General features: G+C 65.6%; 26 protein-coding genes. 18 read left to right on the top strand and 8 right to left on the bottom strand.

The genetic code is table 11. The features are described 5' to 3' along the window. The first annotated feature begins 86 nt into the window (after positions 1-86). From AOP73_RS11970 to AOP73_RS12120, 5 genes are all read left to right on the top strand, one after another. Complete coding sequence (locus tag AOP73_RS11970; protein ID WP_160295421.1) at positions 87-251, top strand: hypothetical protein; 165 nt, start codon at positions 87-89, stop codon at positions 249-251. Positions 252-312: 61 nt separating this feature from the next. After that, the gene (locus tag AOP73_RS11835) at positions 313-1218 is read left to right on the top strand and encodes a phosphotransferase (protein WP_061963169.1); all 906 of its coding nucleotides are present in this window, start codon (positions 313-315) and stop codon (positions 1216-1218) included. 34 nt (positions 1219-1252) lie between these two features. Further along, positions 1253-1732, top strand: a complete 480-nt coding sequence (locus AOP73_RS03145; protein ID WP_061963170.1) for a cation:proton antiporter regulatory subunit — start codon at positions 1253-1255, stop codon at positions 1730-1732. Positions 1733-1736: 4 nt separating this feature from the next. Continuing rightward, positions 1737-2981 (top strand): cation:proton antiporter, encoded by a 1245-nt coding sequence (locus tag AOP73_RS03150; protein ID WP_236683486.1) that lies wholly within the window; start codon positions 1737-1739, stop codon positions 2979-2981. Positions 2982-3049: 68 nt separating this feature from the next. Continuing rightward, the gene (locus AOP73_RS12120) at positions 3050-4963 is read left to right on the top strand and encodes a fibronectin type III domain-containing protein (RefSeq protein ID WP_084626517.1); all 1914 of its coding nucleotides are present in this window, start codon (positions 3050-3052) and stop codon (positions 4961-4963) included. A 23-nt stretch (positions 4964-4986) separates the two neighbouring features. Here AOP73_RS12120 and AOP73_RS03160 read toward each other — a convergent pair whose 3' ends face one another. Continuing rightward, positions 4987-5529 carry a putative periplasmic lipoprotein gene (locus tag AOP73_RS03160; protein WP_061963173.1) on the bottom strand — a complete coding sequence of 181 codons (543 nt, stop codon included), beginning with the start codon at positions 5527-5529 and terminating at the stop codon, positions 4987-4989. A 56-nt stretch (positions 5530-5585) separates the two neighbouring features. Between AOP73_RS03160 and AOP73_RS03165 the strand changes: the two genes are divergently transcribed. Both AOP73_RS03165 and AOP73_RS03170 read left to right on the top strand, forming a co-directional pair. Further along, complete coding sequence (locus AOP73_RS03165; protein ID WP_061963174.1) at positions 5586-6077, top strand: GNAT family N-acetyltransferase; 492 nt, start codon at positions 5586-5588, stop codon at positions 6075-6077. 114 nt (positions 6078-6191) lie between these two features. Further along, on the top strand, positions 6192-6611 hold the full coding sequence (locus tag AOP73_RS03170; RefSeq protein WP_061963175.1) for a prepilin-type N-terminal cleavage/methylation domain-containing protein: 420 nt from the start codon (positions 6192-6194) through the stop codon (positions 6609-6611). Positions 6612-6683: 72 nt separating this feature from the next. Here the strand turns inward: AOP73_RS03170 and metE are convergent, their stop codons facing one another. Both metE and AOP73_RS03180 read right to left on the bottom strand, forming a co-directional pair. Further along, positions 6684-9011 carry a 5-methyltetrahydropteroyltriglutamate--homocysteine S-methyltransferase gene (gene metE / locus AOP73_RS03175; protein WP_061963176.1) on the bottom strand — a complete coding sequence of 776 codons (2328 nt, stop codon included), beginning with the start codon at positions 9009-9011 and terminating at the stop codon, positions 6684-6686. Positions 9012-9134: 123 nt separating this feature from the next. Further along, positions 9135-9944 (bottom strand): FadR/GntR family transcriptional regulator, encoded by an 810-nt coding sequence (locus AOP73_RS03180; RefSeq protein WP_061963177.1) that lies wholly within the window; start codon positions 9942-9944, stop codon positions 9135-9137. A 259-nt stretch (positions 9945-10203) separates the two neighbouring features. Here AOP73_RS03180 and AOP73_RS03185 point away from each other — a divergent pair, with 259 nt between their 5' ends. The 3 genes from AOP73_RS03185 to AOP73_RS03195 all read left to right on the top strand — a co-directional run bounded on the left by AOP73_RS03185 (position 10204) and on the right by AOP73_RS03195 (position 13966). After that, positions 10204-11250: a substrate-binding domain-containing protein gene (locus tag AOP73_RS03185; RefSeq protein WP_084626518.1), complete on the top strand. Its 1047-nt coding sequence runs from the start codon at positions 10204-10206 to the stop codon at positions 11248-11250. Positions 11251-11321: 71 nt separating this feature from the next. Then, positions 11322-12917, top strand: a complete 1596-nt coding sequence (locus AOP73_RS03190) for a sugar ABC transporter ATP-binding protein (protein WP_201774488.1) — start codon at positions 11322-11324, stop codon at positions 12915-12917. Next, positions 12914-13966 (top strand): ABC transporter permease, encoded by a 1053-nt coding sequence (locus AOP73_RS03195; protein ID WP_084626519.1) that lies wholly within the window; start codon positions 12914-12916, stop codon positions 13964-13966. Before AOP73_RS03190 ends, AOP73_RS03195 begins: the two co-directional genes overlap by 4 nt. 237 nt (positions 13967-14203) lie before the next feature. Here the strand turns inward: AOP73_RS03195 and dgoD are convergent, their stop codons facing one another. Beyond that, the gene (gene dgoD, locus AOP73_RS03200; protein ID WP_061963178.1) at positions 14204-15349 is read right to left on the bottom strand and encodes a galactonate dehydratase; all 1146 of its coding nucleotides are present in this window, start codon (positions 15347-15349) and stop codon (positions 14204-14206) included. A 158-nt stretch (positions 15350-15507) separates the two neighbouring features. On the opposite strand from dgoD, the gene AOP73_RS03205 reads away from it, so the two are divergent. Genes AOP73_RS03205 through AOP73_RS03230 form a run of 6 tightly spaced genes read left to right on the top strand, consistent with a single transcriptional unit; the run spans position 15508 to position 21112 of the window. After that, positions 15508-16371, top strand: coding sequence for a fumarylacetoacetate hydrolase family protein (locus AOP73_RS03205; protein ID WP_061963179.1), 864 nt, complete (start codon positions 15508-15510; stop codon positions 16369-16371). After that, positions 16368-17138 (top strand): SDR family NAD(P)-dependent oxidoreductase, encoded by a 771-nt coding sequence (locus tag AOP73_RS03210; protein ID WP_061963180.1) that lies wholly within the window; start codon positions 16368-16370, stop codon positions 17136-17138. Before AOP73_RS03205 ends, AOP73_RS03210 begins: the two co-directional genes overlap by 4 nt. Continuing rightward, a complete protein-coding gene (locus AOP73_RS03215) occupies positions 17135-18133 on the top strand; it encodes a phosphotransferase family protein (protein WP_061963181.1) in 999 nt (332 codons plus the stop codon). The genes AOP73_RS03210 and AOP73_RS03215 overlap by 4 nt, the downstream gene beginning before the upstream one ends. Then, positions 18130-19422, top strand: a complete 1293-nt coding sequence (gene eno / locus AOP73_RS03220) for a phosphopyruvate hydratase (RefSeq protein ID WP_061963182.1) — start codon at positions 18130-18132, stop codon at positions 19420-19422. The genes AOP73_RS03215 and eno overlap by 4 nt, the downstream gene beginning before the upstream one ends. 27 nt (positions 19423-19449) lie before the next feature. Further along, positions 19450-20241, top strand: a complete 792-nt coding sequence (locus AOP73_RS03225) for an SDR family NAD(P)-dependent oxidoreductase (protein ID WP_061963183.1) — start codon at positions 19450-19452, stop codon at positions 20239-20241. Beyond that, positions 20234-21112 (top strand): SMP-30/gluconolactonase/LRE family protein, encoded by an 879-nt coding sequence (locus AOP73_RS03230; protein WP_061963184.1) that lies wholly within the window; start codon positions 20234-20236, stop codon positions 21110-21112. The genes AOP73_RS03225 and AOP73_RS03230 overlap by 8 nt, the downstream gene beginning before the upstream one ends. Before the next feature lie 16 nt (positions 21113-21128). On the opposite strand, the gene AOP73_RS03235 is transcribed toward AOP73_RS03230, so the two are convergent. Continuing rightward, positions 21129-21548: an OsmC family protein gene (locus AOP73_RS03235; protein WP_061963185.1), complete on the bottom strand. Its 420-nt coding sequence runs from the start codon at positions 21546-21548 to the stop codon at positions 21129-21131. Between the two features lie 178 nt (positions 21549-21726). Between AOP73_RS03235 and AOP73_RS03240 the strand changes: the two genes are divergently transcribed. Continuing rightward, a complete protein-coding gene (locus AOP73_RS03240) occupies positions 21727-21921 on the top strand; it encodes a hypothetical protein (RefSeq protein WP_152650517.1) in 195 nt (64 codons plus the stop codon). 207 nt (positions 21922-22128) lie between these two features. On the opposite strand, the gene AOP73_RS03245 is transcribed toward AOP73_RS03240, so the two are convergent. After that, complete coding sequence (locus tag AOP73_RS03245) at positions 22129-23013, bottom strand: methylenetetrahydrofolate reductase (RefSeq protein ID WP_061963187.1); 885 nt, start codon at positions 23011-23013, stop codon at positions 22129-22131. Between the two features lie 139 nt (positions 23014-23152). Here AOP73_RS03245 and AOP73_RS03250 point away from each other — a divergent pair, with 139 nt between their 5' ends. Next, positions 23153-23722, top strand: coding sequence for a DNA-3-methyladenine glycosylase I (locus tag AOP73_RS03250; RefSeq protein WP_061963188.1), 570 nt, complete (start codon positions 23153-23155; stop codon positions 23720-23722). On the opposite strand, the gene AOP73_RS03255 is transcribed toward AOP73_RS03250, so the two are convergent. After that, positions 23719-24237 carry a (deoxy)nucleoside triphosphate pyrophosphohydrolase gene (locus AOP73_RS03255; RefSeq protein WP_061963189.1) on the bottom strand — a complete coding sequence of 173 codons (519 nt, stop codon included), beginning with the start codon at positions 24235-24237 and terminating at the stop codon, positions 23719-23721. The genes AOP73_RS03250 and AOP73_RS03255 overlap by 4 nt on opposite strands. Before the next feature lie 26 nt (positions 24238-24263). Next, complete coding sequence (gene gcvH, locus AOP73_RS03260) at positions 24264-24647, bottom strand: glycine cleavage system protein GcvH (RefSeq protein WP_061963190.1); 384 nt, start codon at positions 24645-24647, stop codon at positions 24264-24266. Between the last annotated feature and the right edge of the window lie 54 nt (positions 24648-24701).

The raw sequence follows: 24701 nt of genomic DNA on the forward strand, positions 1-24701 counted from the left end.
CCATTGTCGCGCACACCACGCCACTCGCCTACAGAGAAGGTCCTCCTTCGCGCATACTAGGAGGGTCCGTTACCAAGGAGGCAACCGTGCGTCGTCGCATCGTCCGCTGGATCATCATCGCCATCGCCGTGCCCATCATCGCGAATATCCTGCGCAAGTCGGGTGAGCATGTGGAGAAGACCCGCGGCCCAGAGTCGAAAGCGGCCAAGGGTCTGAAGGTCGCCGGCAGCGCCGTGCGTTACGTGAAGTAGCGGTGTTTCTTTGTAGGACACAGCGACCCACACTCCTCCCGTGCGCCGCTAGCCTGTAGCCATGCCCGATGCCGTGCGTCCGCTGGAAAGCGAGCCCATTTCCCTCCCCGATGAGCAGCTGCGACTGCTGATTGATGAGCAGTTTCCGCACCTCGCCGAGCGGGAACTCGGGCGCCGCTACACGCTCGAGGATCACTTCGCCGTACGGATCGGGGATGACTACGGCGCGATCTTCCCGCGATATGCGGATAGGGACTATCTGTACAAGCGTGCGCCCGACCTGATCCGTCCCCAGGCCCGCACGTGGACCTTCCCTGCGAGCTTCCCCATTGCCGCAGGTGAGCCCGCACACGGCTTCCCGCACCACTGGAACTTGGTGGAATGGCGATCGGCATCGACGGCGGGATTTGTCCCGCTGCACGCAGCCTCTGCCGCGCCGATTGGGGCAGCGCTGCGCGAGATTCACGCCAAGGCCCCGGCCGATGCTGTGACTAACCCCCACACGAGCCTCTCACTCTCGCGGCTGGCGCCTCGGTTCGAGCAACTCCTGAGCCGGGCGGCCGCGTCTGGCGCACCTGAGCAGCGCGAGATCGACGCGGACGCGACGCGGGCCGTGTTCGAGCGCGGCATCGCGGCCCCCATGGACGTGGACCCCACCTGGACGCACGGTCGCCTCGAGCCACGAGCGGTGTTATCCGACCGGGGGCAGTTCGCGGGAATCCTGCTGTGGCACAACTACGGCAGCGGCGACCCGGCGGCGGATCTCGGCTACGCCACCAACCTCTTGCCCCGCGCCGACCACGAGGCGGTGTACCGCTCGTATGGCGAGATCAGCACCGCGACCCACGCACGCATCGGCGCCTTCCAGGTCTATGCCGCGCTACGGCACGTCGCTTTCGAGGATCCGTTTGTCATGCGCCTGGCGTGGGAACGCCTGCTGGAAATGGACCTCGCGGCCGAGGCGTAGCGCGCAGTGGGCCTGGGCATGGAACAGTAGTCCCATGGAACTCTTCGAGACACCGCTGCCCGGCGTGGGCGTGCGCTACGAATTTACGGCCGAAGGCGGGGACCACGTGGGAGTGGTGGTCCGTCGTGACGGCAAGCGTGACATCGCGCTGTACGACCGCGAGGACCCGGACTCGTGCCGTGGCACCATCGAGCTCTCCGAGGGTGACGCGAGCAAGGTGGCGGAGCTGCTGGGCGGCACCAACATCACTGCGCGCCTCGAGGAACTCAAGCACAACGTGGAGGGCCTCGCGATCGAATGGGTCACCATGCCCGATGGCGGAGGACTGGTGGGCAAGACCATCGGTGATGGGCGCATCCGCACGGAGACCTCCGCGTCTGTGGTGGCCGTCATACGCGGCGAAGCCGCGATTCCCGGCCCCGAGCCCACGTTTTCCCTTGCTCCCGGAGACACTGTCCTCGTGATGGGCAGTGCTACTGCGGTCCGCCAGGCGACGCAGATCCTGACCGGCTAGAGCCGTGACCTCCTGGGCCGTGCCGACTCTGGGGATGCCCCTGCCCATGGCCGCGGCGGGCAATACGGGTGACGTGCTGATCGAGCTGGGCGTCATCCTGATCGTGCTCGCCTTGTTGGGCCGTCTCGCAGCGCGCATCGGCATCCCCTCCATTCCTCTCTATCTCCTTGCCGGACTGCTCATGGGCGATGGCGGCATCATTCCCGTGGCCGCCGGCGAGGAGTTCCTCGAGATTGGCGCCCAGATCGGCGTCGTCCTGCTGCTGCTTCTGCTGGGGCTGGAGTACTCGCCTCAGGATCTTCGCGACGGCATGAAGTCCAACTGGCGCGCGGGTCTCTTGGACCTGGTCGCGAACGGCGTGCCAGGGTTTGCGGTGGGGCTCATCCTGGGGTGGTCCATCACCGCGTCGCTGCTGCTGGGAGGCGTCACCTACATCTCGTCATCCGGAATCATCGCGCGCCTGCTCGATGACTTTGACCGCATGGCCAACCGTGAGACTCCCGTGATTCTCAGCCTGCTGGTCATGGAAGACATCGTGATGGCGATCTTCCTCCCCCTCATGGCCGTGCTGCTGGTGGGAGCGACTCTCGCTCAAGGTGCCATCGCTGCCGCGGTCGCCATTGGGCTGGTGGCGATCGCCTTCCTCGTCTCCATGCGATTCTCAACCCACGTCAACAAGATGGTTCATTCTCACTCGCGCGAGTTGCTGCTGCTCGGCGTGCTGGGCCTCACCTTTCTCGTGGCCGGGCTGGCCGAGGCCGTGCAGGTCTCCGCCGCCGTGGGCGCCTTCCTGCTGGGGTTGACCCTGTCCGGCCAGGTCGCGGACGACGTGCGCGGATTGCTGCCACCGTTGCGAGACGTGTTTGGTGGGCTGTTCTTTGTGTTCTTTGGCATCGGGATCGATCCCCGCGACCTGCTACCGGTGTTGTTGCCTGCGATTGGCTTGGCCATCGTGACCGCGGTGACCAAGATCTCTACTGGTATTTGGGCGGCCTCTCGCGCCGGCATCGGCCCCAAGGGTCAATGGAGAACCGGGCTCTCGCTGGTTCCCCGCGGAGAGTTCTCGATCGTCATCGCCGGACTGGGGGTGGCCGCCGGGGCGCAGGTACAACTGGGTCCGCTGGCCGCGGCCTACGTGCTGATCCTGGCATTCGCCGGGTCCATCCTGATGCGCTTTGCGGACCGAATTCCCTCGCCGCTCAAGGCCGCCCGGCCCGTCAAGCAGGTGGGTCGCGAGCCAGGCTCCTAACGCGTCCCCATAAGGACCATATCGTCAGGATCCTTGCCAGCGGGGCGAGTAGTCCGTAGGTTTGACGCATGCATCGCGACGCTGAGGACTTCTGCACGCCCACAAGCCGCCCGACGGAGAGCGCCTCGCGGCGGTCAACTGTGGGCAGCGTGGGAGGGCGCGCGGCTGCTCTCATAGGGGTGCTCGTCGTCACGCTGGTCTCGTTGGTCGCGGCACCCGCGACCGCCGCGACGTCGGGGGCTCCCAACACCGTCACCGACACCATTGCCGTCGGAAACCTACCGTTTGGCGTGGCCGTCAGCCCCAACGACACCACCGCCTACGTCACCAACGGGGGCGAAAACACGGTCAGTGTGATCGAAACCACCACTAACACGATCACCGACACCATCACCGTGGGCAACGGCCCATGGGGTGTAGCCGTTAGCCCCGACGGCACCACCGCCTACGTCACCAACCGGGAGGATCACACGGTCAGCGTGATCGACACCACCACCAACGACGTCACCGACACCATCACCGTGGGCGAGAGCCCTTGGGATGTAGCCGTCAGCCCCGACGGCACCACCGCCTACGTCACCAACACTTTCGGTAACTCGGTCAGCGTGATCGACACCACCACCAACGACGTCACCGACACGATCACCGTGGGTCGCCGCCCGTGGGGTGTAGCAGTCAGCCCCGACGGCACCACCGCCTACGTCACCAACGCGGGCGACGACGCGGTCAGCGTGATCGACACCACCACCAACGACGTCACCGACACCATCACCGTGGGTGAAAGCCCACAAGCTGTGGCGGTACGCCCGGACGGCACCACCGCCTACGTCACCAACTTTGACGACGACACGGTCAGCGTGATCGACACCACCACCAACGACGTCACCGACACCATCACCGTGGGTGACGGCCCATGGGGTGCGGCGGTCAGCCCCGACGACACCACCGCCTACGTCACCAACGTGGAGGATCGCACGGTCAGCGTGATCGACACCACCACCAACGACGTCACCGACACCATCACCGTGGGTGACAGCCCGGTGGATGTAGCCGTCAGCCCCGACGGCACCACCGCCTACACCACCAACTTTGACGAGGGCTCGGTTAGCGTGATCGAGTTCCGTTCGGTCCCCGATGCTCCGGAGAACCTTGGCGCCACAGCGAGAGACAGCGAGGCATCACTCACCTGGGAGGCGCCAGACTTCGACGGCATGTCACCCATCACCGACTTCGTGGTCGAGTACCGCGAAGCCGGTGGCACGTGGATGACATTTGCGGACGGCGCCTCGACCGCCACCGAGGCAACTGTCACCGGCCTGACCAACGGCACCGGTTACGAGTTCCAGGTCTCTGCCGTCAACTCCAAGGGCACCGGCACGGCTGCAACCGCCACCGCAACGCCCGTCACGACGCCCGATGCACCCACCGCCCTGACCGCGACTCCCGGCGATAGACAGGTCACCCTCAACTGGGTCGCACCAGCCTCCGATGGCGGCTCCCCCGTCACCGGCTACACCATCGAATACCGTGAACCGGGCTCGAACTGGGTGCCGTATCTCCGCGATGGCAGCGGATCCGGGGGCGCAGGCACCGTCACCGCGATACTTCGCTTCGCACTGGGCACCGCCACCACCGCAACTGTCACGGGCCTGGCCGACGCCACCACCTACGAGTTCCGCGTCAGCGCCATCACCGACACCGGCCCGGGAACCGCCTCCAACGTCGCCACGGCGACCACCAACGCGGCAGTGGTTCCACCCATCCCCACTCCGACACCGACACCGACACCGACACCGACACCGACACCTACTCCCACGCCCACGCCTACTCCCACTCCTACGCCTACCGCTACATCGGGTTCCGGCGGCGGACTCAGCGGAACCGGCTTCGACGCCGCTCCACTGGCCGGCCTCGCGGGACTCCTCGCCCTGGGCGGCATCGGCCTCTTCCTCGCGTCGCGCCGCACCCGGCGCCACGGCTAGCGGGACACCGTCCGGGGCGACGGTCAGCCGGTGCAGTTGGCGTTATAGCTCGCGCTAATTGACTCCTGTTCGGTGATGATTTGCGAGGCGCCGCCAGTGGCCTTCTCGTAGGCGGTGAACTCCGCCTCGGGCACAGGGGTGTCGTAAGCGAGCAGGTTCTCCGCCTCAGTGTTGACCTCCGCGTAGTAGTTGAGAGACGAGGTCGGGTCGCCATACGGGTCAACGCCGTGGCCCTCGAGCGTGCGCAGAGCCGCCACGGCATCGGCAAAAGCCTCGGTGCTGAAGGCGATGCTTCCCTCGTTGACGCCGTCGACCGTGGGTTGATTGTTCAGCTGCGAGAGGGTCTGAACTCCATAGCCAAAGGTCAGCAGCTGCTGCTGTGAGATGGATCCGCAGTCCACCTCGCCCGCCGGCACCCCTGCACCGTTGTCGTCCGGCGCCGAGTCGATGGGGCTCTGGTCCGCGAACGGGTCGCCACCGAGCCCGGGACCGCGCGATTCCGGGGTCGACGAGCATGCCGTCAGCAGCAGGGGCACAGTAATCAGCAGCGCGACAATTCTTCGCATGATTCAACGGTAGCGCGCGCACAGCCGTAGCGGAACTCTGGTGGACAATGGATCCCATGATTCGCAACGCCACCCCGGCCGATGCAGCTGCCATCGCCGAGCTGTATGCCTATTACGTCGACGAGACGGTCATTACTTTTGAGATAGATCCAGTGCCGGCCGAGGAACTGGCCCGTCGCATCGGCGTGGTCCAGGATGCCGGGCTTCCATGGTTGGTCACCGAGGAGGACGGCGAGGTGGTTGGATTCGCGTACGCCGCACCGTACCGCCCGCGCGCCGCTTACCTGCATTCGGTGGAGGTCTCCATCTATCTGAGACACGGTATCCAGGGCCGTGGCGTCGGTGGCGCGCTGTATCGCGAGCTGCTCACGCGACTTCGCGAGCTACCCGTCCACCTAGCGTTGTCGCTGATCGCGCTTCCCAACGACGCGTCCGTCGCTCTTCACGAACGGCTGGGCTTCACTCACGCCGGCACCTTCACGGAGGTGGGCCGCAAGTTCGACCGCTGGATCGACGTGGGGCACTGGCAGTTGCTGCTGAGCGACTAGCCACGTGTGATATTTCCCCTTTTATCAGCGATTTCCTTGCGCGGTTGGGTATCTGCCCCCAACAATGGTCTCGTTCGCGGGCTTTCTCGCGGGCGTGAACATTGGAACATTCATATGAAAACTAAAAATAGTGGATTGAACTCTGAGGGTGGGTTCTCGATGATCGAGCTGCTCGTGGTGATTATCATCATCGGGGTACTGGCAGCCATCGCCATTCCCGTCTTCCTGAATCAACGCGCACAGGCGCACGACGCCGCGGCGGAACAGGATCTGCACATCTTGGCGCAGATGGTGACCGGCGAGTTCGTGGACGGCTCGACGCCAGTGACTGTGACCCAGGACGCAACGTCCTACATAGTCAACGGTGACGAGGTCGTGACGAGATCTGATGGGGTTGAACTCGTAGGTATCACCAACGCGAGTTCCGAGACCTCGTGGTGCGTGAACCTGGTGCATCAGGATGGTTCCAAGTCCAAGTCTCCCGGCTTGAAGTATGAGGCGGCAGCTGGCTTTGGCGAAGGTGCCTGTCCTTAGAGCCCAACAAAGCCCAACGGCCCGGTTCCCCTCAGGGGGAGCCGGGCCGTTGTTGTTGAATCGAGAAGCGCGCTACGCGGAGCGCACTGCCTTGGTCGCCTCGAGCATGTGCTCGAGCGACTCATTGGTCTCGGCGTAGCCACGGGTCTTCAGACCGCAGTCAGGGTTGACCCACAGCTGCTTGCCAGGGATCGAGTCCTTGGCCAGCTGTAGCAGCTCGGTGACTTCCTGCGTGGACGGCACGCGAGGCGAGTGAATGTCCCACACGCCGGGGCCGATCTGGCGCTCGTAGCCGTGCTGCTTGATGGCCGGGAGGACCTCCATGCGCGAACGGGCAGCCTCGATCGAGGTCACGTCGGCGTCGAGGCCGTCGATCGCGTCGATGATCTCGCCGAACTCCGAGTAGCACAGGTGCGTGTGGACCTGGGTGTCGTCCTTCGCGCCGGCCGTGGACAGGCGGAACGAGTTCACGGACCAGTCCAGGTACGAGCGCTGGTCGGCCTTCTTCAGGGGAAGCAGCTCGCGCAGGGCGGGCTCGTCCACCTGGATGATGCCGATTCCGGCAGCCTCGAGGTCGGCGATCTCCTGGCGAAGCGCGAGGCCCACCTGGTTGGCGGTGGTGCCCAGCGGCTGGTCGTCGCGAACGAACGACCACGCAAGGATGGTCACGGGACCCGTGAGCATGCCCTTGACCGGCTTGTCCGACAGCGACTGCGCGTACTCGGCCCAGCGCACCGTCATTGCCTCGGGGCGAGCAACGTCTCCCCAGAGGATGGACGGACGCGTGCAGCGCGAGCCATAGGACTGAACCCAGCCGTTCTTGGTGACGTCGAAGCCGTCGAGGAGCTCGGCGAAGTACTGCACCATGTCGTTGCGCTCGGCCTCACCGTGCACCAGGACGTCGAGTCCCAGGTCCTCCTGCAGCTTCACGACGGAGGCAATCTCCGCCTTCATCGCGGCCTCGTAGCCGGCGTCGTCCAGCTCACCCTTGGCCCACGCGGCACGTGCCTTGCGGATGTCGGGGGTCTGGGGAAACGAGCCGATGGTGGTGGTGGCGAGTTCCGGCAGGTTGAAGCGGTCGGCCTGTGCTGCCTCGCGCACCGAGTAGGCGCTGCGCTGGAAGTCCGCGGGCGAGATGCCAGCGAGTCCGTCGCGCACGTCGGCACGGTTGGTGCCTGGGTGAGCGGCACGCGATGCGAGGGCGGTGCGAGCCTCGGACAGGGCGCCGGCGACGGCACCCTCACCCTCGCTGCGGGCTTTGGACAGCGTGACGATCTCCGCGACCTTCTCGTCCGCGAACGCGAGCCACGAGATCAGCTCTGCACCCAGGTGCTCCTCACCCTGCAGGGTGTGAGGCACGTGGAACAGCGACGTCGAGGTCGCGACGGTGACGGTACCACCCAGCGACTCGAGCGCGTCGGCCTTGGCAAGCGCCTCGTCGAGGTTGGTGCGCCAGATGTTGTGACCGTCCACGACACCAGCAACCACGGTCTTGCCGCGCAGGTCGACGCTTGCGGGAACGGAGCCACGGACCAGGTCCAGGCCGATGGCCTCGACGCCGGTGGCCGCGAGCACGGGCAGTGCGTCGTCGAGCGAGGCGTACGGAGCGGCGACGAACAGCGCGGGGCGGTTGGTGGCCGCGGACAGTGCGTCGTAGACCTTGGTCGCGTTGGCGAGGACCTCGGTGCGGTCGTTGTCGGTGTCGGCGACCAGGATGGGCTCGTCGATCTGAACCCACTCGGCTCCGGCTTCCTTGAACGCTGCGAGGAGTTCAAGGTAGATGGCGAGCAGGTCGCCCAGGCGCTCGATGGGCTGGTAGCCGCTCGGAGCATCGTCCGATGCCTTGGCGAGGTACAGGAACGTGAGCGGGCCCGTGATGACGGGGCGCGTGACGAAGCCGGCTTCCTTGGCCTCGATGAACTCGTCAACCCAGCGGGTCGAGTTCAGCTGGAACTCGGTCTCGGGGCCGATCTCGGGAACCAGGTAGTGGTAGTTGGTGTCGAACCACTTGGTCATCTCGAGCGGTGCCTTGTTGCCCACGCCACGCGCGATGGTGGAGTAGCCGGCCAGGTCAACCGAGCCATCGGCTGCACGGAGGTCGTTGAAACGAGTGGGGACGGCGCCAAAGGTCACGCAGGCGTCGAGCACGTGGTCGTAGAAGCTGAAGTTCGACGGGATCGACGAGTTGGTGCGGCCCAGGCCGAGCGCGGCGAGGCGGTCGCGGTTCTCGGTGCGCAACGAGGCGGCGGTTGCCTCCAGATCGGCAGCGGTCGAGGCGCCCTTCCAGAACGACTCGAGCGCCTTCTTCAGTTCACGCATTCGGCCGATGCGAGGGTAACCAAGAATGGTGCCGCCGGGGAAGGCGGTCGCAGGGGCAGAGGCGTTATTGAGTTCAGACATATTTCCTCGAAAGGTGTGGGGTGCGCGGCGGGCTCGCCATTGCGCTTGGTCGACGCTTACGTTGCGCCGATGCTGTGGTCGCGATTCTAGCGTGTCGAGCCCCTAGGAGCCAATGGCGGCGTGCTAGCTCGCGGACTCCGCACCGCGTAGTGCGGACTGCAGGTCGCGTGCGGTGCGATCCAGGTGCTGCTTCATCGCGCGCTCGGCTCCCTTTGAGTCTCCGGCGACGACCAGGTCATAGATGTGACGGTGCTCCGCGACGGCGTCAAAGATGTCGCCACCGTTGGCCATGAACCCGGTAAAGCTCTGCGAGAAGCTGTGGTGCAGAGCCTCGGCCAGGCTCTCCAACAGCAGCGAGAGCATCTGATTTCCGCTGGCCAGCGCAAGGGCCTCGTGGAATCCCACATCAGCTGAGTTGTAGCGCGTCACGCTCTCCGGAGTGCCATCGATCGACTCGGCGGCTCGCTGCATCTCATCCAGCGCGCTGCTCATGGCCGCGAGCGCCGCACGATTGGTGCGCTTGGCCGCCTCGGACGCGGACAGCACCTCGAGCGAACGGCGAATGCCGAGCAATTCGAGCACGGCACGCGAGTCGCGGCGAATGGCAATCGTCAAGAAGCGCGACATCACCGTGCTGTCCGGGTGGCGCACGGTGGGGCGGCGACCGCGGCTCAGCTCGACCAAACCCTGGCCCGCGAGGACCTTGAGCCCTTCGCGAATCGTCAGCCTGCTGACCCCTAGTGACTCCGCCAGCGTGGTCTCGGCGGGCAACTGATCGCCCGCCTCGTGCTGACCAACGATCAACTCCTCGAGTTCGCGCAACACATACGCGAGCGCGGTCTCACCCTCACGGGCGCCTGGCGCAACCACTGCGGAATCGTCCCCGACGGCGGCGTCGAGGGTTCCAGTAGCGGTGGTGACAGGTGTGGCCATGTCCTGGAGCCTATCTGATTAGTTCAGCCCCACGCGAGCCCATTTTCACAGTTTCAAGCACCGAACGCCTCACAAAGGTCTCGAAAGATAACGAATAGTTCGAAGAACTTGACATACCACCTTGTTGTCAATGATGATCAAGCTGCAGGGAAAGCACTGGGGCTCACACGGAAATGTGCGCAACAGGGGCCTTATCCGAACAGCACAGCCGTACAAAGTTGTATGACATCCCGAACTGAACTACTCAAAGGAGAGTGGAATGACCATCACTAACCGTTTCCAACGCATCGGGGCCATTGGTGCCGCCGCAGTTCTCGTCTTTTCGCTTGCCGCGTGCAGCTCCGGCCAGGAAGAGGCGAGCGCCTCATCGACCGACAGCTCCGCGGCCGCACCCGCCGGAGCCGACGAAGTGCTCAAGATCACGTACATCCAGAAGCAGGGCGACCAGCAGTACTTCGTCGACGAGGCTGAGGGAGCCAAGGCGCAGGCCGAGGAACTCGGCAACGTCGAGGTGACGATGGTCGATGTGGGAACTGACTCGAACGCCGCCATCACGGCCGTCAACACCGCAGTCGCACAGGGCGCGGATGGCGTCGCCATCGTCGTACCCGACGCCAAGATCGGCCCTCAGGTTGGCCAGATTCTAGACAAGGCTGGCATCCCGTACGTGGCCTCCGACGACCCGTTCGAGTTGGCGGACGGCACCGCCGCCCCCTGGGTGAGCATCGACTCGCTCACGATGGGTCAGCAGGTCGGCGAGAAGGCCGGCGAGCTGTACGTCGCTGCCGGCTGGTCGGCTGACGACACACGCATCATCAGCGTGCTCCAGGAGGACCTGGGAGTCTGCCAGGACCGCGAGACCGGTCAGCTCGAGAAGTTCACCGAGATCGCGGGCGAGACGCCTGACGTCGTACGCGTTGGTACCGACAACTCAACTCCCACCGCGCTGAGCAAGACTGGTGCAGCCATCACCGCGAACCAGGGCGTCAAGCACTGGGTCGTCATTGGGTGCAACGACGAGGGCGTGACCGGCTCGGTCAAGGCACTAGAGAACAGCGGTGTTTCCGCGGACGACGTCATCGGCGTTGGCCTCGGCGCCTACCTCGCCTGCAAGGACTGGAAGGCGGGCGTTGACTCGGGCAACAAGGCAGCGCTGTACATCGACGGTCGCGTCGACGGTGCCGCATCGGTGAAGGTCCTCGTGGACCACCTCCGCACGGGAGACCCCATCCCCGCAGAGACCCTCGGTAAGGCAGTCATGGTCGACGCCGACACGTGGGAAGACTCCGGGATGCTCTGCGGCTAACGCAGTACACCCTCTCCTTGGGGCGCACCGGGCAACCGGTGCGCCCCTCCCCCCAATTCTTAGGAGCGCTGATGAACTCGACGCAACATCGTGACGCGGAGCAGCCGGAGCAGAACTCGCATGGAGATGCCTCGCCCGTGCTGCAGATGCGTGGCATCACCAAGTCATTCGGTCCCATCCGTGCACTCAGCGGCGTGGATCTCGACGTGCGTGCGGGTGAAGTCCTCGCGGTCATGGGCGAGAACGGGGCCGGCAAGTCCACCATCTTGAAGATCCTCAGTGGCGAACACGCCCCCTCCAGCGGATCGATCAACCTGGAAGGTGAGGACCGCACGTTCTCCTCGCCGTTTGAGGCTAAAGCGGCCGGAATCCGCGTGATTTACCAAGAGCCCGAGATTCTGGATGACGTCTCCGTGGCCGAGAACGTCTTCATCGGGTCCATCCCTCGCCACGCACGCTTTGTCAGTCGTCATGAGGTCATCGCAGAAACGCAGGCCGTCATCGACCGCCTGGGATTCTCCTCTGCCATTAGTCCGACGACCCTGGGGTCGAACCTCTCACCGGCGCAGCGCCAGCTGGTAGAGATTCTCCGCGCCCTCAAGGACGACTCGGTCGCAGTCATCGCCTTCGACGAGCCCACCTCCTCACTGTCCGAGCACGAGGTCGAGGCGCTGTTCGCCTTCATCGCACGCCTGCGCGCCTCCGGAACAGCTGTCATTTACGTTTCACACCGCATGAAGGAGATCGCGGAGATCGCCGACCGTGTCGCCGTGTTGCGCGACGGCCAGTCCGTCTTTGCTTCGCTGATGTCCGACACCGACGAGTCCGAGATGGTGCGCAACATGGTGGGCCGGGACGTCTTCGGCGCCTTCGATCGCGACCACACCGAGGCCGGTGAGGTTGTGCTCGAGGTCAAGGAGCTCACCACCGCTGACGTTTCCAACATCTCGTTTCACGTGCGGGCCGGCGAAGTCGTCGCATTCTCCGGACTCGTCGGGGCAGGCCGCACCGAGCTCGCCAAAGCGCTTGCCGGCGATGCCGAGATCCTCAGCGGAACCATCTCCATCGCCGGCGAGGTCAAGAAGCTTCGGTCGCCAATCGACGCCGTGCGCGCTGGCATCGGCCTGGCTCCCGAGGAGCGCAAGACCGAGGCGCTGGTCATGACCCGCTCCATCAAGGAGAACATCTCGCTCGTGGTCCTGAACTCCCTCACCCGCGCGCGTTTTGTGCGGCGAGGGCTCGAGAGCGGGCTGGTCGCCGACTACATGAAGCGCTTGCGCGTGCGAGCCGGCTCTATGGACCAAGAGGTCAAGACCCTCTCTGGCGGCAACCAGCAGAAGGTTGTCGTCGCACGGTGGCTGGCGCGCAAACCAAAGGTGCTCATCCTTGACGAACCCACGCGAGGTGTGGACGTTGGCGCAAAGGCCGACATCTACCGAATCATCGGCGAACTGGCCGCCGAGGGTATCGCCGTGGTCGTGATCTCGAATGAGCTCATCGAGGTCATCGGCTTGGCCGATCGCATCCTCGTCATGCGCGGCGGAGAAATTGTGGGCGAAGTTGCCCGCGCCGACGCGACCGAACAAAACGTACTGACCTTGGCGATCTCGGACTCCCTTGATCTACCGACAAACTCGGGCAATGTCGCCCTGGAAGGAACATCATGACCATCTCCACGGGGAGCCCTTCTCCCACGCAGATCGCACCGCCCGAGGACAAGTCCGGCGCCAAGAGCGAACTCAGTTTCGCCTCGAAGTTCGTTGCCCGAGTCGGCGCGCAGAACCTGAGCCTCATCGTCGCACTCATCGTGCTCGCGGCGGCCATCGGCTCCCAGAACGCCAACTTCTTCAGCCTGCCCAACATGCAGGTCATCGGTGAGGGCGTCGCCATCCTCGGCGTACTCGCCGTGGGGCAGACGGTCATCATGCTGCTCGGCGGCCTGGACATCTCGGTCGGCTCGCAGGCGGGACTCGCCTCCGTGGTCAGTGCCATGGTGTTCACCTCGAGTGGCAGCGCCATCTTCGGCATGGCCGTAGCAATCGTGGTCGGCGCGGTCGCCGGCCTCGTCAACGCGCTCATCATTGTGTACGGGCGTGTGAACGCGGTCATCGCAACCCTCGCAACATTCGCGGCCTACCGCGGAGTCGTCAACCTTGTCTCCAACGGTTCGGCTCAGGGCTACACCGGTGGTGACGACGTCTTCACCTTCCTGTCGCTCGGCAAGGTCGCGGGCATCCCTGTGCTGATCCTGGTATTCCTTGTGATCGCCGCACTCGTCTACACGATGCTCACGTTCACCGACATCGGCCGCAACATCTACGCGATTGGTGGCAACAAGGTGGCCGCGCGCCTGTCCGGCCTGCGCATCAACAAGTATGTGATCGGCGCCTACATGCTGATGGGTGTGATCGCGGCAATAGCCGGAATCCTGCTGACAGCGCGCACAGGCTCTGGCCAGCCCACCTCCGGTAGCCAGGGTCTCGAGCTCCAGGTCATCACGGCCGTCGCGCTCGGTGGCTGTGCGCTCCAAGGAGGTAAGGGATCGATCATCGGTACCGTGCTCGCCGTCATCCTGCTGGGCGTGCTCACCAACGGCCTGCAGATTCTGGGAGTCAACTCCTTCTGGCAGGACATCGCCCAGGGCACGATGCTCGTGATCGCCGTGGTGATCCAACAGCGCCGTCGCGGTACCCGCGCCGTGGGCTTGCCTGACTAAACGTCACCTCCCCCCGCAAGAGAAGAGCCGGCGCCCTGCACTACCAGGGCGCCGGCTCTTTGCGTTGCCGGGAAGGCGACACGGGCCACACCACCCAGCAAGGGACAGCCCATCTAGGCCAGTACAGCCCAGCCCACATTCGCCCGAGCCAGTCCCGGCATCGGCGCAACAAAAGGGGCCCTCGCGCTGCTCGAATCCGAGTAGCGCGAGGGCCCCTTTATGGCTCCTAGCGAGTGATCACCATTCGGCGAGGCTGCCGTCGGGGTGACGCCAGACGGGAGCGTGCCAGTTGTGCCCGCGCTTGTCGGCGTCTCGAACAGCCGCATCGTCGATCTCCACGCCAAGCCCGGGAGCGGTGAGCCGCTCAATCGAACCGTCGACGACGTCAAACACGGAGGAGTCGAGGACGTAGTCCAGCACATCCCACGAGTCGTTGTAGTGGATGCCGCGGCTCTGCTCCTGAATCAGGAAGTTCGGGGCGGTGAAGTCGACCTGGAGGCACGACGCAAGCGCGAGCGGCCCCAGCGGGCAGTGGGGCGCGAGCGCAACACCGTGCGTCTCGGCCTGAGCGGCAATGCGCCGCATCTCCGAGATGCCGCCGCAGTGCGACACGTCCGGTTGGGCGACGGCAATGCCGGCGCTGAGGAGCGGAACAAAGTCCCACCGCGAGTAAGCGCGCTCCCCCGTGGCGATGGGCACGGTAGTTCCCGAGGTGATGCGGGCAAGGTGCTCGGCAGCCAGCTCCGGCACCACCGGCTCCTCCACGAAGAGCGGGTTGAGCGCCTCGAGCAGGGGCAGGGTGCGCCGCGCCATGGCGGGCGAGAACCTGCCGTGAAAGTCAAGGGCGAAGTCCGCGTTGCCGATGGCGTCTCGGACTGCCTGTGCGCGCTCCACGACGGCGTGTAGTTCGCTCTGCGACGCGATCACGCTGAGTTCAGCCGAGCCGTTCATCTTCACGCAGTCAAAGCCCTGCTCGAGACGGAGTTGCGCCTCCTGCGCGATGTCACCCGGGCGATCCCCCGCTATCCAGCCATACACCCGCGCGCGGTCGCGCACGGCGCCACCGAGAAGTTCGTGAACGGGCACGCCGAGGCGCTTGCCTGCGATATCCCACAGGGCTTGGTCGATGCCTGCAATGGCACTCGAAAACACGGGGCCGCCGCGGTAAAAGCCAGACTTGGTGAGCTCCTGCCAGATGTCTTCGATCCGGCTCGGGTCCCGCCCGATGAGGTTCTCAGAGAACTCCTGGACGGCAGCGCGCACCGTCGCTGCGCGGCCTTCCACGACCGGCTCGCCCCAGCCGACCAGGCCGTCGTCGGTCTCAATCCGCACGAATAGCCACCGTGGGGGGACCATGAACGTCTCAATCCGGTCGATCTTCATCAAAACCTCCTTGTTTGAAAGTAAACATATCAGATAGATATGAACGAAATCTAGGGGGAAACGGCTGATTGGAGCCATTGCACAGCCAACACCTATCTGATAACTTTGCTTTCAAGAGCGAGCTCGACGTTCGCGCGATAATCGAGGAGAAGAAAACAATGAAGTTCCTTCGCATAGGTGAGCCCGGCCAGGAAATCGAGGTGGCCAGCATCGACGGCCTGACGGGCGTGGACGTCCGTCCCGCCATCGCAGCCGGCGCCGACCCCACCACCATCGACGGCATGCGCCTCATCCAGGACGCCGCCGCCTCCGGCGACGCGACAATCGACCTCTCCACGGTGCGCATCGGCTCGCCCATCGCGTGGCCGGGCAAGGTGATCTGCGTGGGACTGAACTACCGCCAGCACGCGGCTGAAGCCAAGATGGCCATCCCCGAGGAGCCCATCCTGTTCATGAAGACTCCGTACACGGTGCAGGGTGCGTACGACGATGTCGTGATTCCCCCCGGCAGCCTGAAGACCGACTACGAGGTGGAACTCGCGATTGTCATCGGTCGCAAGGCCGAATACCTGGCCTCGGTCGAGGAGTCGCGCGACTACATCCTTGGCTACGCCATCTCGGACGACGTCTCCGAGCGCGCCTTCCAGCTTGAGCGCGGGGGCCAGTGGGACAAGGGCAAGAACTGCGCCACCTTCAACCCGCTCGGTCCGTGGGTCGTGACGGCGGACGAGGTCTCCGACCCGAACGCGCTCGACCTCACGCTGACCGTCAACGGAGAGGTGCGCCAGAATTCCTCCACGGCGGACATGATCTTCGACGTCGACTACCTGGTCTGGTACATCAGCCAGTTCATGACCCTCATGCCTGGCGACGTCATCAACACGGGCACCCCGCAGGGCGTCGGCTCTGGCTTCACCCCCGGAAAGTTCCTATCCGCCGGCGACGTGGTCGAGGTCTCGATTAGCGGCCTGGGCACCCAACGCCACGCCTTCGTTGACTACAGCGCGGACGGTGCCAAGTGAGCACCCCGGCGTACGAACAGTTCCCCGCGGGCACTGCGGCGATCGTCATCGGCGGGGGCAACGGCATCGGCGAGGCAACGTGCCTACTTCTGGGAGCGCGCGGCGTCGCCGTCACCGTCGTTGATCGCAGCGGCGAAGCGGCCGATGCTGTGGCCGAGGCCATCACGGCAGCCGGCGGCTCCGCGTACGGCGCAGCGGCCGACGTGACGGACGAGGCGGCACTTCGGGCCGTCTTCGACGGCGCCGTGGAGCGCAACGGCACCGTCCACGCGGTGATCAACTCCGCCGGTATCCAGGGTCCCCTTGGCCGTCGCAGCCACGAGGTGGAGGTCGAGGAGTTCGAGCGCACCCTGGCCGTTAACCTCACGCCCGGACTGATCATTGCTCGCGTCGCCATCCCGCACTTCCTCGAGCGCGGCTACGGGCGCATCGTCCACGTCGCGTCGATCGCCGGCAAGGAGGGCAACCCCAACATGATCGGGTACTCCTCCAGCAAGGCCGGACTCATTGGCCTGGTCAAGTCGCAGGGCAAGGAGTACGCGCAGGATGGCATCACCGTCAACGCTCTCGCGCCGGCAGTGATTCGCACCCCGTTCCTGGACAGCCAACCGCAGGAGGTCGTCGACTACATGCTGGCGAAGATTCCGATGGGACGTACCGGCGAACTCACCGAGATTGCGGAGATGTTGGCCTTCATTGCGTCTCCCGCGGCCGGCTTCACCACCGGCTTCACGTTCGATCTGAGCGGTGGGCGGGCAACGTATTGAGCGCCGACGACCCCCTACTCGATGAGCACACCGTCGTGCCGTACTTGGGTGGACGGGGCATCGTCGACCCGAATCGCGCCACCGCTCGCTTCCTAGGCGGGGGCGTCAGCAACGTCGTGCTCGCCGTCGATGACGACGATCTGCACCTGGTACTCAAGCAAGCCCGCGCAAAGCTCCAGGTTGCGGACGACTGGTTCGCCCCGCGTGAGCGCGTGCTGCGGGAGGCCGAGGGGCTGACGGTGTTGGCGAGCATCGACCCAGAAGCCGCGCCGTTCACCGTCGACCTCGATCCCGAGGCACTCACGCTGACCATCGAGCGCGCCCCAGACGACTGGACCGACTGGAAGCAGCGCCTGATCGCTGGCGACATCGACGTGAACGTCGCCGCGAGTCTGGGCAGCACGCTGAGCACGATGCAGCGAGCCACCGAGGGCGGTGCAGGTCTCAGCGCGGACCTCACCGGCGACACGGAAATGTTCGATGCCCTGCGCCTCCAGCCGTATCACCGCACGTCGGCGGACCGTAACCCCGACCTCGCTGATCAAATCCACAGCGTGATTGATCAGATGGCCGCGACGCGTACGTGCCTGGTGCACGGCGACTTCTCGCCCAAGAACTTCCTCGTGGGCAGTTCGGGCACCTGGGTGATCGACTTTGAGGTGGCGCACCTGGGCGACCCCACCTTCGACCCCGCCTTCCTGACGTGCCACCTACTCATGAAGGCAATCCACCTTCCGCAATGGGACGACCAATTCGCCGCAGCATCGGCCGCCTTCTTTGCGGCCTACCTACCCGGGGCACCCGCGATGGACATTGCTCACCTGTCACGCCAGATCGGCTGCCTGCTCCTCGCGCGAGTGGACGGCAGATCTCCCGCCGAATATCTCGACGATGCCCAGCGCCGCCGCACCTATGCGCTCGGCGCCAACCTTCTTACCCAGCCGGTCGACGCGATCGGTGACACCTGGAACCGCCTCAAGGAGACACCCCGATGACCCCCGACTCCATCGCCCACACCCACGCTTGGGAGGCTCTCGACTCCCGTGGACGGCCCACCGTCGCCTGCCGCGTCACGCTGCAGAACGGCGCACAGGGACGAGCCATCGCACCCTCAGGCGCATCCACCGGCCGTCACGAAGCCCTCGAGCAGCGCGACGGCGGCGACCGCTACGGCGGCTGGGGCGTCAGCGGTGCAGTGCGTGCCGTCAACGAGGAGTACGCGCCACTCATCGCAGGCATGTCCGTCAGCGACCGGGTCGCGATCGACGACGCGCTGGAGGCCCACGACGGTACCGACAACTTAGGTCGCCTCGGCGCTAACGCCGCACTCGCGGTCTCGCTTGCCGTCACCATCGCGCACGCGGCCTCGGAGAATGCGCCCCTATGGTCGACGCTCACGGGCCCACGTGAGGCAAGCATTCCGATGCCGATGGTCAACATCCTGTCGGGCGGCGCCCATGCCGGACGCGCGGTAGACATCCAGGACTTCCTGGCCGTCCCGGTGGGCGCCGAGTCGTTCACCGAGGCGATCGAGCAGATCGCCAGGGTGCGCGCGGCATGCGCCACGCTACTCGACGCGCGTGGCGGCTGGTCTGCTCTGGTCGCCGACGAGGGCGGCCTCGCGGCTCGCCTCGACAGCAACGAGGCGGTCCTTGCGCTGCTCTCCGACGGCATCGACGCGGCCGGCTTCACGTCTGAGGACATGGGCATCGCCCTCGACGTTGCCGCCACGCAGCTCGTCGACGGCGACTCGATCGTGCTGGCGGGTCAGGGTGACCGACTGAGCGTGGCCGAGTGGCTCGACCTCGTCGCTTCGTGGGTGGAGCGCTACCCCATCGTGTCGATCGAGGACATCGTGGGCGAGGACGACTGGGACGGCTCGCGCACCGCCACCGCGATGCTGCCCCACGTGCAGATGCTTGGCGACGACACGTTCGCCACTAACCTGGGCCGCGTGCGTCGAGGAATCGAGGAGGATTCCGCGAACTCGGTGCTCGTCAAGGTCAATCAGGCGGGCACGGTCTCTCGCGCCGAGCGCGTGGTGTTCGAGGCCATTGGTGCGGGCTTCGAGACCGTTGTGAGTGCACGTTCAGGCGACACGGAGGACAACTGGCTCGCCGACCTCGCCGTGGGGTGGGGCGCGCGGCAGATTAAGGTCGGCTCAACCATGCGCAGTGAGCGCACGGCGAAGTGGAACCGCCTGCTCGAACTCGAAAGCGACGGCACCCTGCCGTTCGCCGGCCGTACAGCGCTTGCGGGTCAGCCTCGCAATCCGGCACTGTGAACTAAGCAACAGACAAGGAAGTCACCGATGAACCAGGTCGAGCCAGTTGGCGCCGGCGTCTCCGGACGCCTGTGGGAGGACAAGGTCGCGATCGTCACCGGCGGGTCCCAGGGCATCGGCGCCGCCATCGCCGAGCAGGGCGTCGCCGACGGCGCACGTGTCTGGATCTTCGACATCGCCGACCACGAGGGCCAGCAGACCGCCGAGCGCATCGGCGACCACTGTCACTTCTTGCACGTGGATGTCACCGACGAACAGTCCATCGCCGATGCCGTGGCTGAGGTGGTCGGCGACGCCGGGCGGGTAGACATCTTGGTGAACAACGCGAGCGGCGACGGGGACGACGACGCTCTGACCATGACGGTCGCGAGTTGGGACTCGCACATGCGGCTCAATCTCACCTCCGCATGGCTCATGGCACGGGCCGTGTTGCCGTCCATGATCGAGACGGGCGGCGGAAGCATCGTGAACATCGGCTCGCTGCACTCGCGCATGACCGCCGAAGGGGCGTTCCCCTATGCCGCCGGCAAGGCCGGACTCGGCGGACTTACCCGCACGCTCGCGCTGGACTACGGCCCCCAAGGAGTGCGGGTGAACATGGTTTGCCCTGGCTGGACCCGCAGCGAGCGCATCGAGGCCCATTTCGCGGAGATCGGCGACGAGGCAGTGGCGGCCATCGTGGCAACCCACGCGCTGCGGCGCGTCGCGACGCCGCAGGACATCGCGCCCGTCGTCTCGTTCATCGCGTCAGACCATGCCAGCTTCATCACCGCGGCGACGTTGGACGTTGACGGCGGACTGAGCGCGCGCTTTGCCTGAGCCACGTCACCTTGCTGGGGCCACCCGCGTCGGTCTCACCACGGATGTTCTGGGCGAGGGGCCGGTGTGGGACGACCGCGAGCAGTGCGTGTATAGCGTCGACATCAGGTCCCACCGCGTCTACCGCCACGACGGACCGGATCTGAGCCAGCGCACCGTGATTCACGAGGCGGATCGCGCCGTCACCTGTGTCCTGCTCGCGCAGGATGGAGGGCTGCTGATTGTCGAGCGCGACCGCCTGGTCACCCGCTCCGTGGATGGCCAGGTGCGCATCGGTTGGACGCTGGCTGAGGCCCTGGGAGGCGACCCCCAGCGCCGCTTCAACGATGGCGTGATCGATCCGCAAGGACGACTCTTGATCGGCACCCTGCATGAGGGCGACGTCGAGAACCAGGAGCTCCTGCTCCGCATGGACCCCGCGGGGCACATCGAGACCATCGCGCGCTCGCTCACGCTCTCCAACGGATTGGGCTTTGACGCCACAGGTCAACGGCTGTTCCACACGGACACCCTGCGCAATCGCGTGATCGTCTACGACTACGCTGCCCCCACTCCCGTGCCCGTGCGCTCGTTCACGGTCGAGCCTGGATACCCGGACGGCCTCGCGGTTGACGCGGAGGGCTACCTCTGGATTGCAGTATGGGGTGGCAGCGAGGTTCGCCGCTACTCGCCCACTGGCGTGCTGGACGCGCGACTACCCGTACCCGCGCGCCACGTCACCGCGGCGACCTTCGCCGGTGAGGAGCTGTTCATCACCACGGCCACCGAAGGTCTCGACGACCCCGCATCGGCTGATGGCGGTCTGTACTGCGCCCATGTTGGGGTACCCGGTGGGACCAACCACCGCTGGGCGGGACCGACGGACGCCTAACCCCGCCAGCGAATGGCTATACCTGGCGGAATTCGACCGGCGTGCCGGCTTCGACCGTGCGCGACACCGTGCAGGTCTTCTCACTGGCGCTCTTGAGTGCGGCACCCACGCGGGCACGTGCCTTATCCCCGTCATCACCCTCGGGGAACAGCAGGTCCCACTCGACTGCGATGTTCTCGAGGATGGCGCCACCGTCTACGGTCGCCTTATCTGCGGAAGCGGTGACGTCGAAGCGCTCCGGCTCCACGCGACGCGACGTCATCGCGTCCACGTCGACACTCGAGCAACCAGCGATGGCGGCGAGCAGCAGTTCGACGGGGGAAAGCAGACCCTCGCCCTGACCAAAGGTCATCGATACGCCGGCCGCATTGGTCACGGTGTAGACACCCTGCGACTCGCGGGTCATGGTCACCTTGCGTGCATTTTCGTTAGTCATAGCTCAATCATCGCACGTGCTCCCCACCTCAAACTGGGGAGTTCTCCCCATTGTTGCGACCACTCGATTCCTCTACCGTGAAATGACGACGTGAAATGGGGGTGGCGAAGTGTTGGACGAAGGTTTTAATCCGTACGAGGCTAGTGCCGACTCGGGTACCTCTCAGTACGTTGGACGCTTGACCGCGGTTCGAAGCGCTGCGGTACGCCACCCCGCCACACAGTTCACCCCGGCGGCAACGGCGGCGTCGGGGTCGATTAAGGCGCCCACAACATCGGCTGGTATCCGCGACTTCGACTTCGCGGCCGCCATGTTCAACGATGACAACGCCTGGCGAGAGATGGCGCGGGCCATCGCGAGCGACGCTGCTTAGGCCCTCAGCACCCAAGCTCCCGTCGCCCACGACACAACCGCGCGCCGCGGCTACGCACAGAACGCAAGCCACGCGCCACCACATAGGTGAACTGAGATCTCGCCCCTCGCGAGGATCACATTCCACCGTTGACTGCGTGACGTCTCACCTAGCCTACGACTCTCACCATGCTACGTCCTGCGCAGGCACAAAAAACTCACAGCCGAGCTATCGGCCCAGTGAGAGCCGCTCTACCAGCGCGAGCGCGGCCTCGTGCTTGTTGAACGTGTAGACGTGGATACCTGGGGCCCCGGAATCAAGGAGTTCGTTCGCCAGGTCCGCCGCTGCGGCGACTCCAACCACGCGGGCGGCCTCGGCATCGGCCGCGGTATCAAGGGCCGTCACCAACGAGGTGGGGGCCGCGACGCCGGTGAGTTGCTCGAGGCGGTTCGCTCGCGAGGCATTGAGGAGCGGAATGATTCCGGGCAGGATCGGTAGTCCGATGCCCTCGGCCTTGGCGTCCCGGTCGAGCGCGCGCCACTGCTCCGCGTCGTAGAACACCTGCGTCACGGCAAAGTCCGCACCCGCGTCCTGCTTGGCCTTCAGGACGTCGAGGCCTTGCTGACGCCACTGCTCGGCCGCATGCGCCGCGGGAAAGGCGGTGACACCTACGGAAACGTTGTCGATGCCGTGAGTGGCTGCGACTTCGCGGATCAGTTCGACCAATTGGTAGGCGTACAGCAGCCCGTCGGGGTGCGGTCGCCAGTCGGGCTGGCCCGCAGGCGGGTCGCCGCGCAAGGCGAGGAAGTCGCGCACGCCCTCCCCCATGAACTCCTCGATCACGGCGGTGACTTCCGCGCGGGACTGGTCCACGCACGTGAGGTGTGCGAGCGGGGAGATCGTGTGCTCATCTGCCAGGCGTTGCACTACTCCACGGCTCGAGTGGCGAGTGGCACCTGAGGCGCCGTACGTAATGGAGGCGAAGTCCGGATTCGTTTCCGCGAGCATCGCAATGGTCTCCCACAGCGTCTCAGCAGCGGCCTCGGAGCGCGGCGGGAACAGCTCGTAGCTGAGCGTGGGCGCCGGGGCGTTGAGGATGTCGCGAATCGTCATAGCGAGGCAAGACTACTGGGGGCAGTGGTGCTGATGCCAACCCGCCAACTGATGCCCACAGGACAGCCCCACACCACACCTTCCCCGGCTCGGTGAGTTCGACGCAGAAAATGTCCGTCCCGCACGACACACTAGATCCATGATCACCGAGACGAACGACCTCATTCGCTGCTTTGGATCCGGCGACAAGGATTACGAGGAGTACCACGACCACGAGTGGGGCCACGAGGTCCGTGGCGATGGCCCCATGCTGGAACGGATGGTCCTGGAGGGCTTTCAATCGGGGCTGTCGTGGTCAACCATTCTGCGCAAGCGCGAGAACTTCCGAGCGGCGTTCGCCGGATTCGACCCCGATGCCGTGGCGGCCTTTGGCGAGGACGACGTGGACAGGCTGATGGCGGACGCTGGAATCGTCCGCAACCGCCGCAAGATCGAGGCGGCCATCACCAACGCCGCGGCCACGGTGGCCCTGCGTGAACGTGGCGGCTCACTGAGCGACTTGGTCTGGTCGCACGCCCCCGCCCCGCGCTCCGCGCCCCCTGCGTCGTGGGAGGACGTCCCCGCGGCCACTGACGAGTCCAAGGCGCTTGCCAAGGAACTCAAGGCCGAGGGGTTCGTCTTTGTGGGCCCCACCACGATGTACGCGCTCATGCAGGCCGTGGGCATGGTCGACGATCACATTGCGGGCTGCGTCGCCCGCAAGGACTAGCAGTACGCGCGGCGGTGACGCGCCTTGGCGTCCTCGAGGAAGGCGTTGACGATGCGTTCGTCCGCGGGAATCCACGCCACGTCGTGCCATCCACCGGGCTCCAGCCAGCGCAGGTCGTCGTGATCCTCCAGCGGCTGCGGCTCAGCCGGGCGTCCATCTGGGCCCGTAACGATGGTCGCCCACCAGACGCGCATCACGAGCCGCGCGCCGCGCGCGTCGTCCGCGGGCCGGATCATCCACACCGGGCGGTCGCAGTGCTCCGCTAGGCCGGTCCCGTCGTCCGGACCGGGAACCTCCTCGCCAAGCTCGACCTCGACGCCGAGCTCCTCGCGCAGTTCGCGACGCAAGGCCTCCTCGGGGTCCTCCCCGGGCTCGACCTTGCCACCGGGAAACTCCCACAGACCCGCGTACTCGGGCGGCGACGTGCGCCGCGCCGCGAAGAGCAGCCGGGGCACGCCCAGGTCGTCCGTAATCGCGGCCGCGACCACCAGTTTGGCGGCCGGAACGGTCGACATCAGGGCCTCAGTGACGATGGTTCGCGCTAGTCGGTGAGCGCGGAATACGCCTCGGGACCAAGCAGGTCCTGCGGGGCCGCGGACAACTCGACCTTGAAAATCCACCCTTCGCCGTACGCGTCGGTGTTGATCGACTCGGGAGCGGACTCGAGCGCCTCGTTGATCTCCGTCACTGTGCCGGTCACGGGCGAGTACAGCTCGCTCACGGCCTTGGTGGACTCCAGTTCGCCACACACCTCGCCGGCCGTCACGGTATCGCCAACCGAAGGCGGCTCGGCGTACACGATGTCGCCCAGGGCCTCGGCGGCGTGCGCGGTGATGCCCACCGTGACGACGGTGCCGACGGTCGGATCGCCGTCTACCCACTCGTGCTCGGCGGAGTACTTCAGTTCATCGGGGATGTTCGCCATGGCTGCGGGACCTTTCGGGTGTCGCGTTGACCTACGGGTGGATAGAACGGATCA

This window comes from Demequina aurantiaca (genome assembly GCF_000975135.1).
Taxonomy (GTDB): domain Bacteria; phylum Actinomycetota; class Actinomycetes; order Actinomycetales; family Demequinaceae; genus Demequina; species Demequina aurantiaca.

Excerpts from the sequence above, each read along its gene's own strand:
- AOP73_RS11835 (WP_061963169.1), top strand. The coding sequence starts at position 313 with ATGCCCGATGCCGTGCGTCCGCTGGAAAGCGAGCCCATTTCCCTCCCC.
- AOP73_RS03145 (WP_061963170.1), top strand. The coding sequence starts at position 1,253 with ATGGAACTCTTCGAGACACCGCTGCCCGGCGTGGGCGTGCGCTACGAA.
- AOP73_RS12120 (WP_084626517.1), top strand. The coding sequence starts at position 3,050 with ATGCATCGCGACGCTGAGGACTTCTGCACGCCCACAAGCCGCCCGACG.
- AOP73_RS03160 (WP_061963173.1), bottom strand. The coding sequence starts at position 5,529 with ATGCGAAGAATTGTCGCGCTGCTGATTACTGTGCCCCTGCTGCTGACG.
- AOP73_RS03165 (WP_061963174.1), top strand. The coding sequence starts at position 5,586 with ATGATTCGCAACGCCACCCCGGCCGATGCAGCTGCCATCGCCGAGCTG.
- AOP73_RS03170 (WP_061963175.1), top strand. The coding sequence starts at position 6,192 with ATGAAAACTAAAAATAGTGGATTGAACTCTGAGGGTGGGTTCTCGATG.
- metE (WP_061963176.1), bottom strand. The coding sequence starts at position 9,011 with ATGTCTGAACTCAATAACGCCTCTGCCCCTGCGACCGCCTTCCCCGGC.
- AOP73_RS03180 (WP_061963177.1), bottom strand. The coding sequence starts at position 9,944 with ATGGCCACACCTGTCACCACCGCTACTGGAACCCTCGACGCCGCCGTC.
- AOP73_RS03185 (WP_084626518.1), top strand. The coding sequence starts at position 10,204 with ATGACCATCACTAACCGTTTCCAACGCATCGGGGCCATTGGTGCCGCC.
- AOP73_RS03190 (WP_201774488.1), top strand. The coding sequence starts at position 11,322 with ATGAACTCGACGCAACATCGTGACGCGGAGCAGCCGGAGCAGAACTCG.
- AOP73_RS03195 (WP_084626519.1), top strand. The coding sequence starts at position 12,914 with ATGACCATCTCCACGGGGAGCCCTTCTCCCACGCAGATCGCACCGCCC.
- dgoD (WP_061963178.1), bottom strand. The coding sequence starts at position 15,349 with ATGAAGATCGACCGGATTGAGACGTTCATGGTCCCCCCACGGTGGCTA.
- AOP73_RS03205 (WP_061963179.1), top strand. The coding sequence starts at position 15,508 with ATGAAGTTCCTTCGCATAGGTGAGCCCGGCCAGGAAATCGAGGTGGCC.
- eno (WP_061963182.1), top strand. The coding sequence starts at position 18,130 with ATGACCCCCGACTCCATCGCCCACACCCACGCTTGGGAGGCTCTCGAC.
- AOP73_RS03225 (WP_061963183.1), top strand. The coding sequence starts at position 19,450 with ATGAACCAGGTCGAGCCAGTTGGCGCCGGCGTCTCCGGACGCCTGTGG.
- AOP73_RS03235 (WP_061963185.1), bottom strand. The coding sequence starts at position 21,548 with ATGACTAACGAAAATGCACGCAAGGTGACCATGACCCGCGAGTCGCAG.
- AOP73_RS03245 (WP_061963187.1), bottom strand. The coding sequence starts at position 23,013 with ATGACGATTCGCGACATCCTCAACGCCCCGGCGCCCACGCTCAGCTAC.
- AOP73_RS03250 (WP_061963188.1), top strand. The coding sequence starts at position 23,153 with ATGATCACCGAGACGAACGACCTCATTCGCTGCTTTGGATCCGGCGAC.
- AOP73_RS03255 (WP_061963189.1), bottom strand. The coding sequence starts at position 24,237 with ATGTCGACCGTTCCGGCCGCCAAACTGGTGGTCGCGGCCGCGATTACG.
- gcvH (WP_061963190.1), bottom strand. The coding sequence starts at position 24,647 with ATGGCGAACATCCCCGATGAACTGAAGTACTCCGCCGAGCACGAGTGG.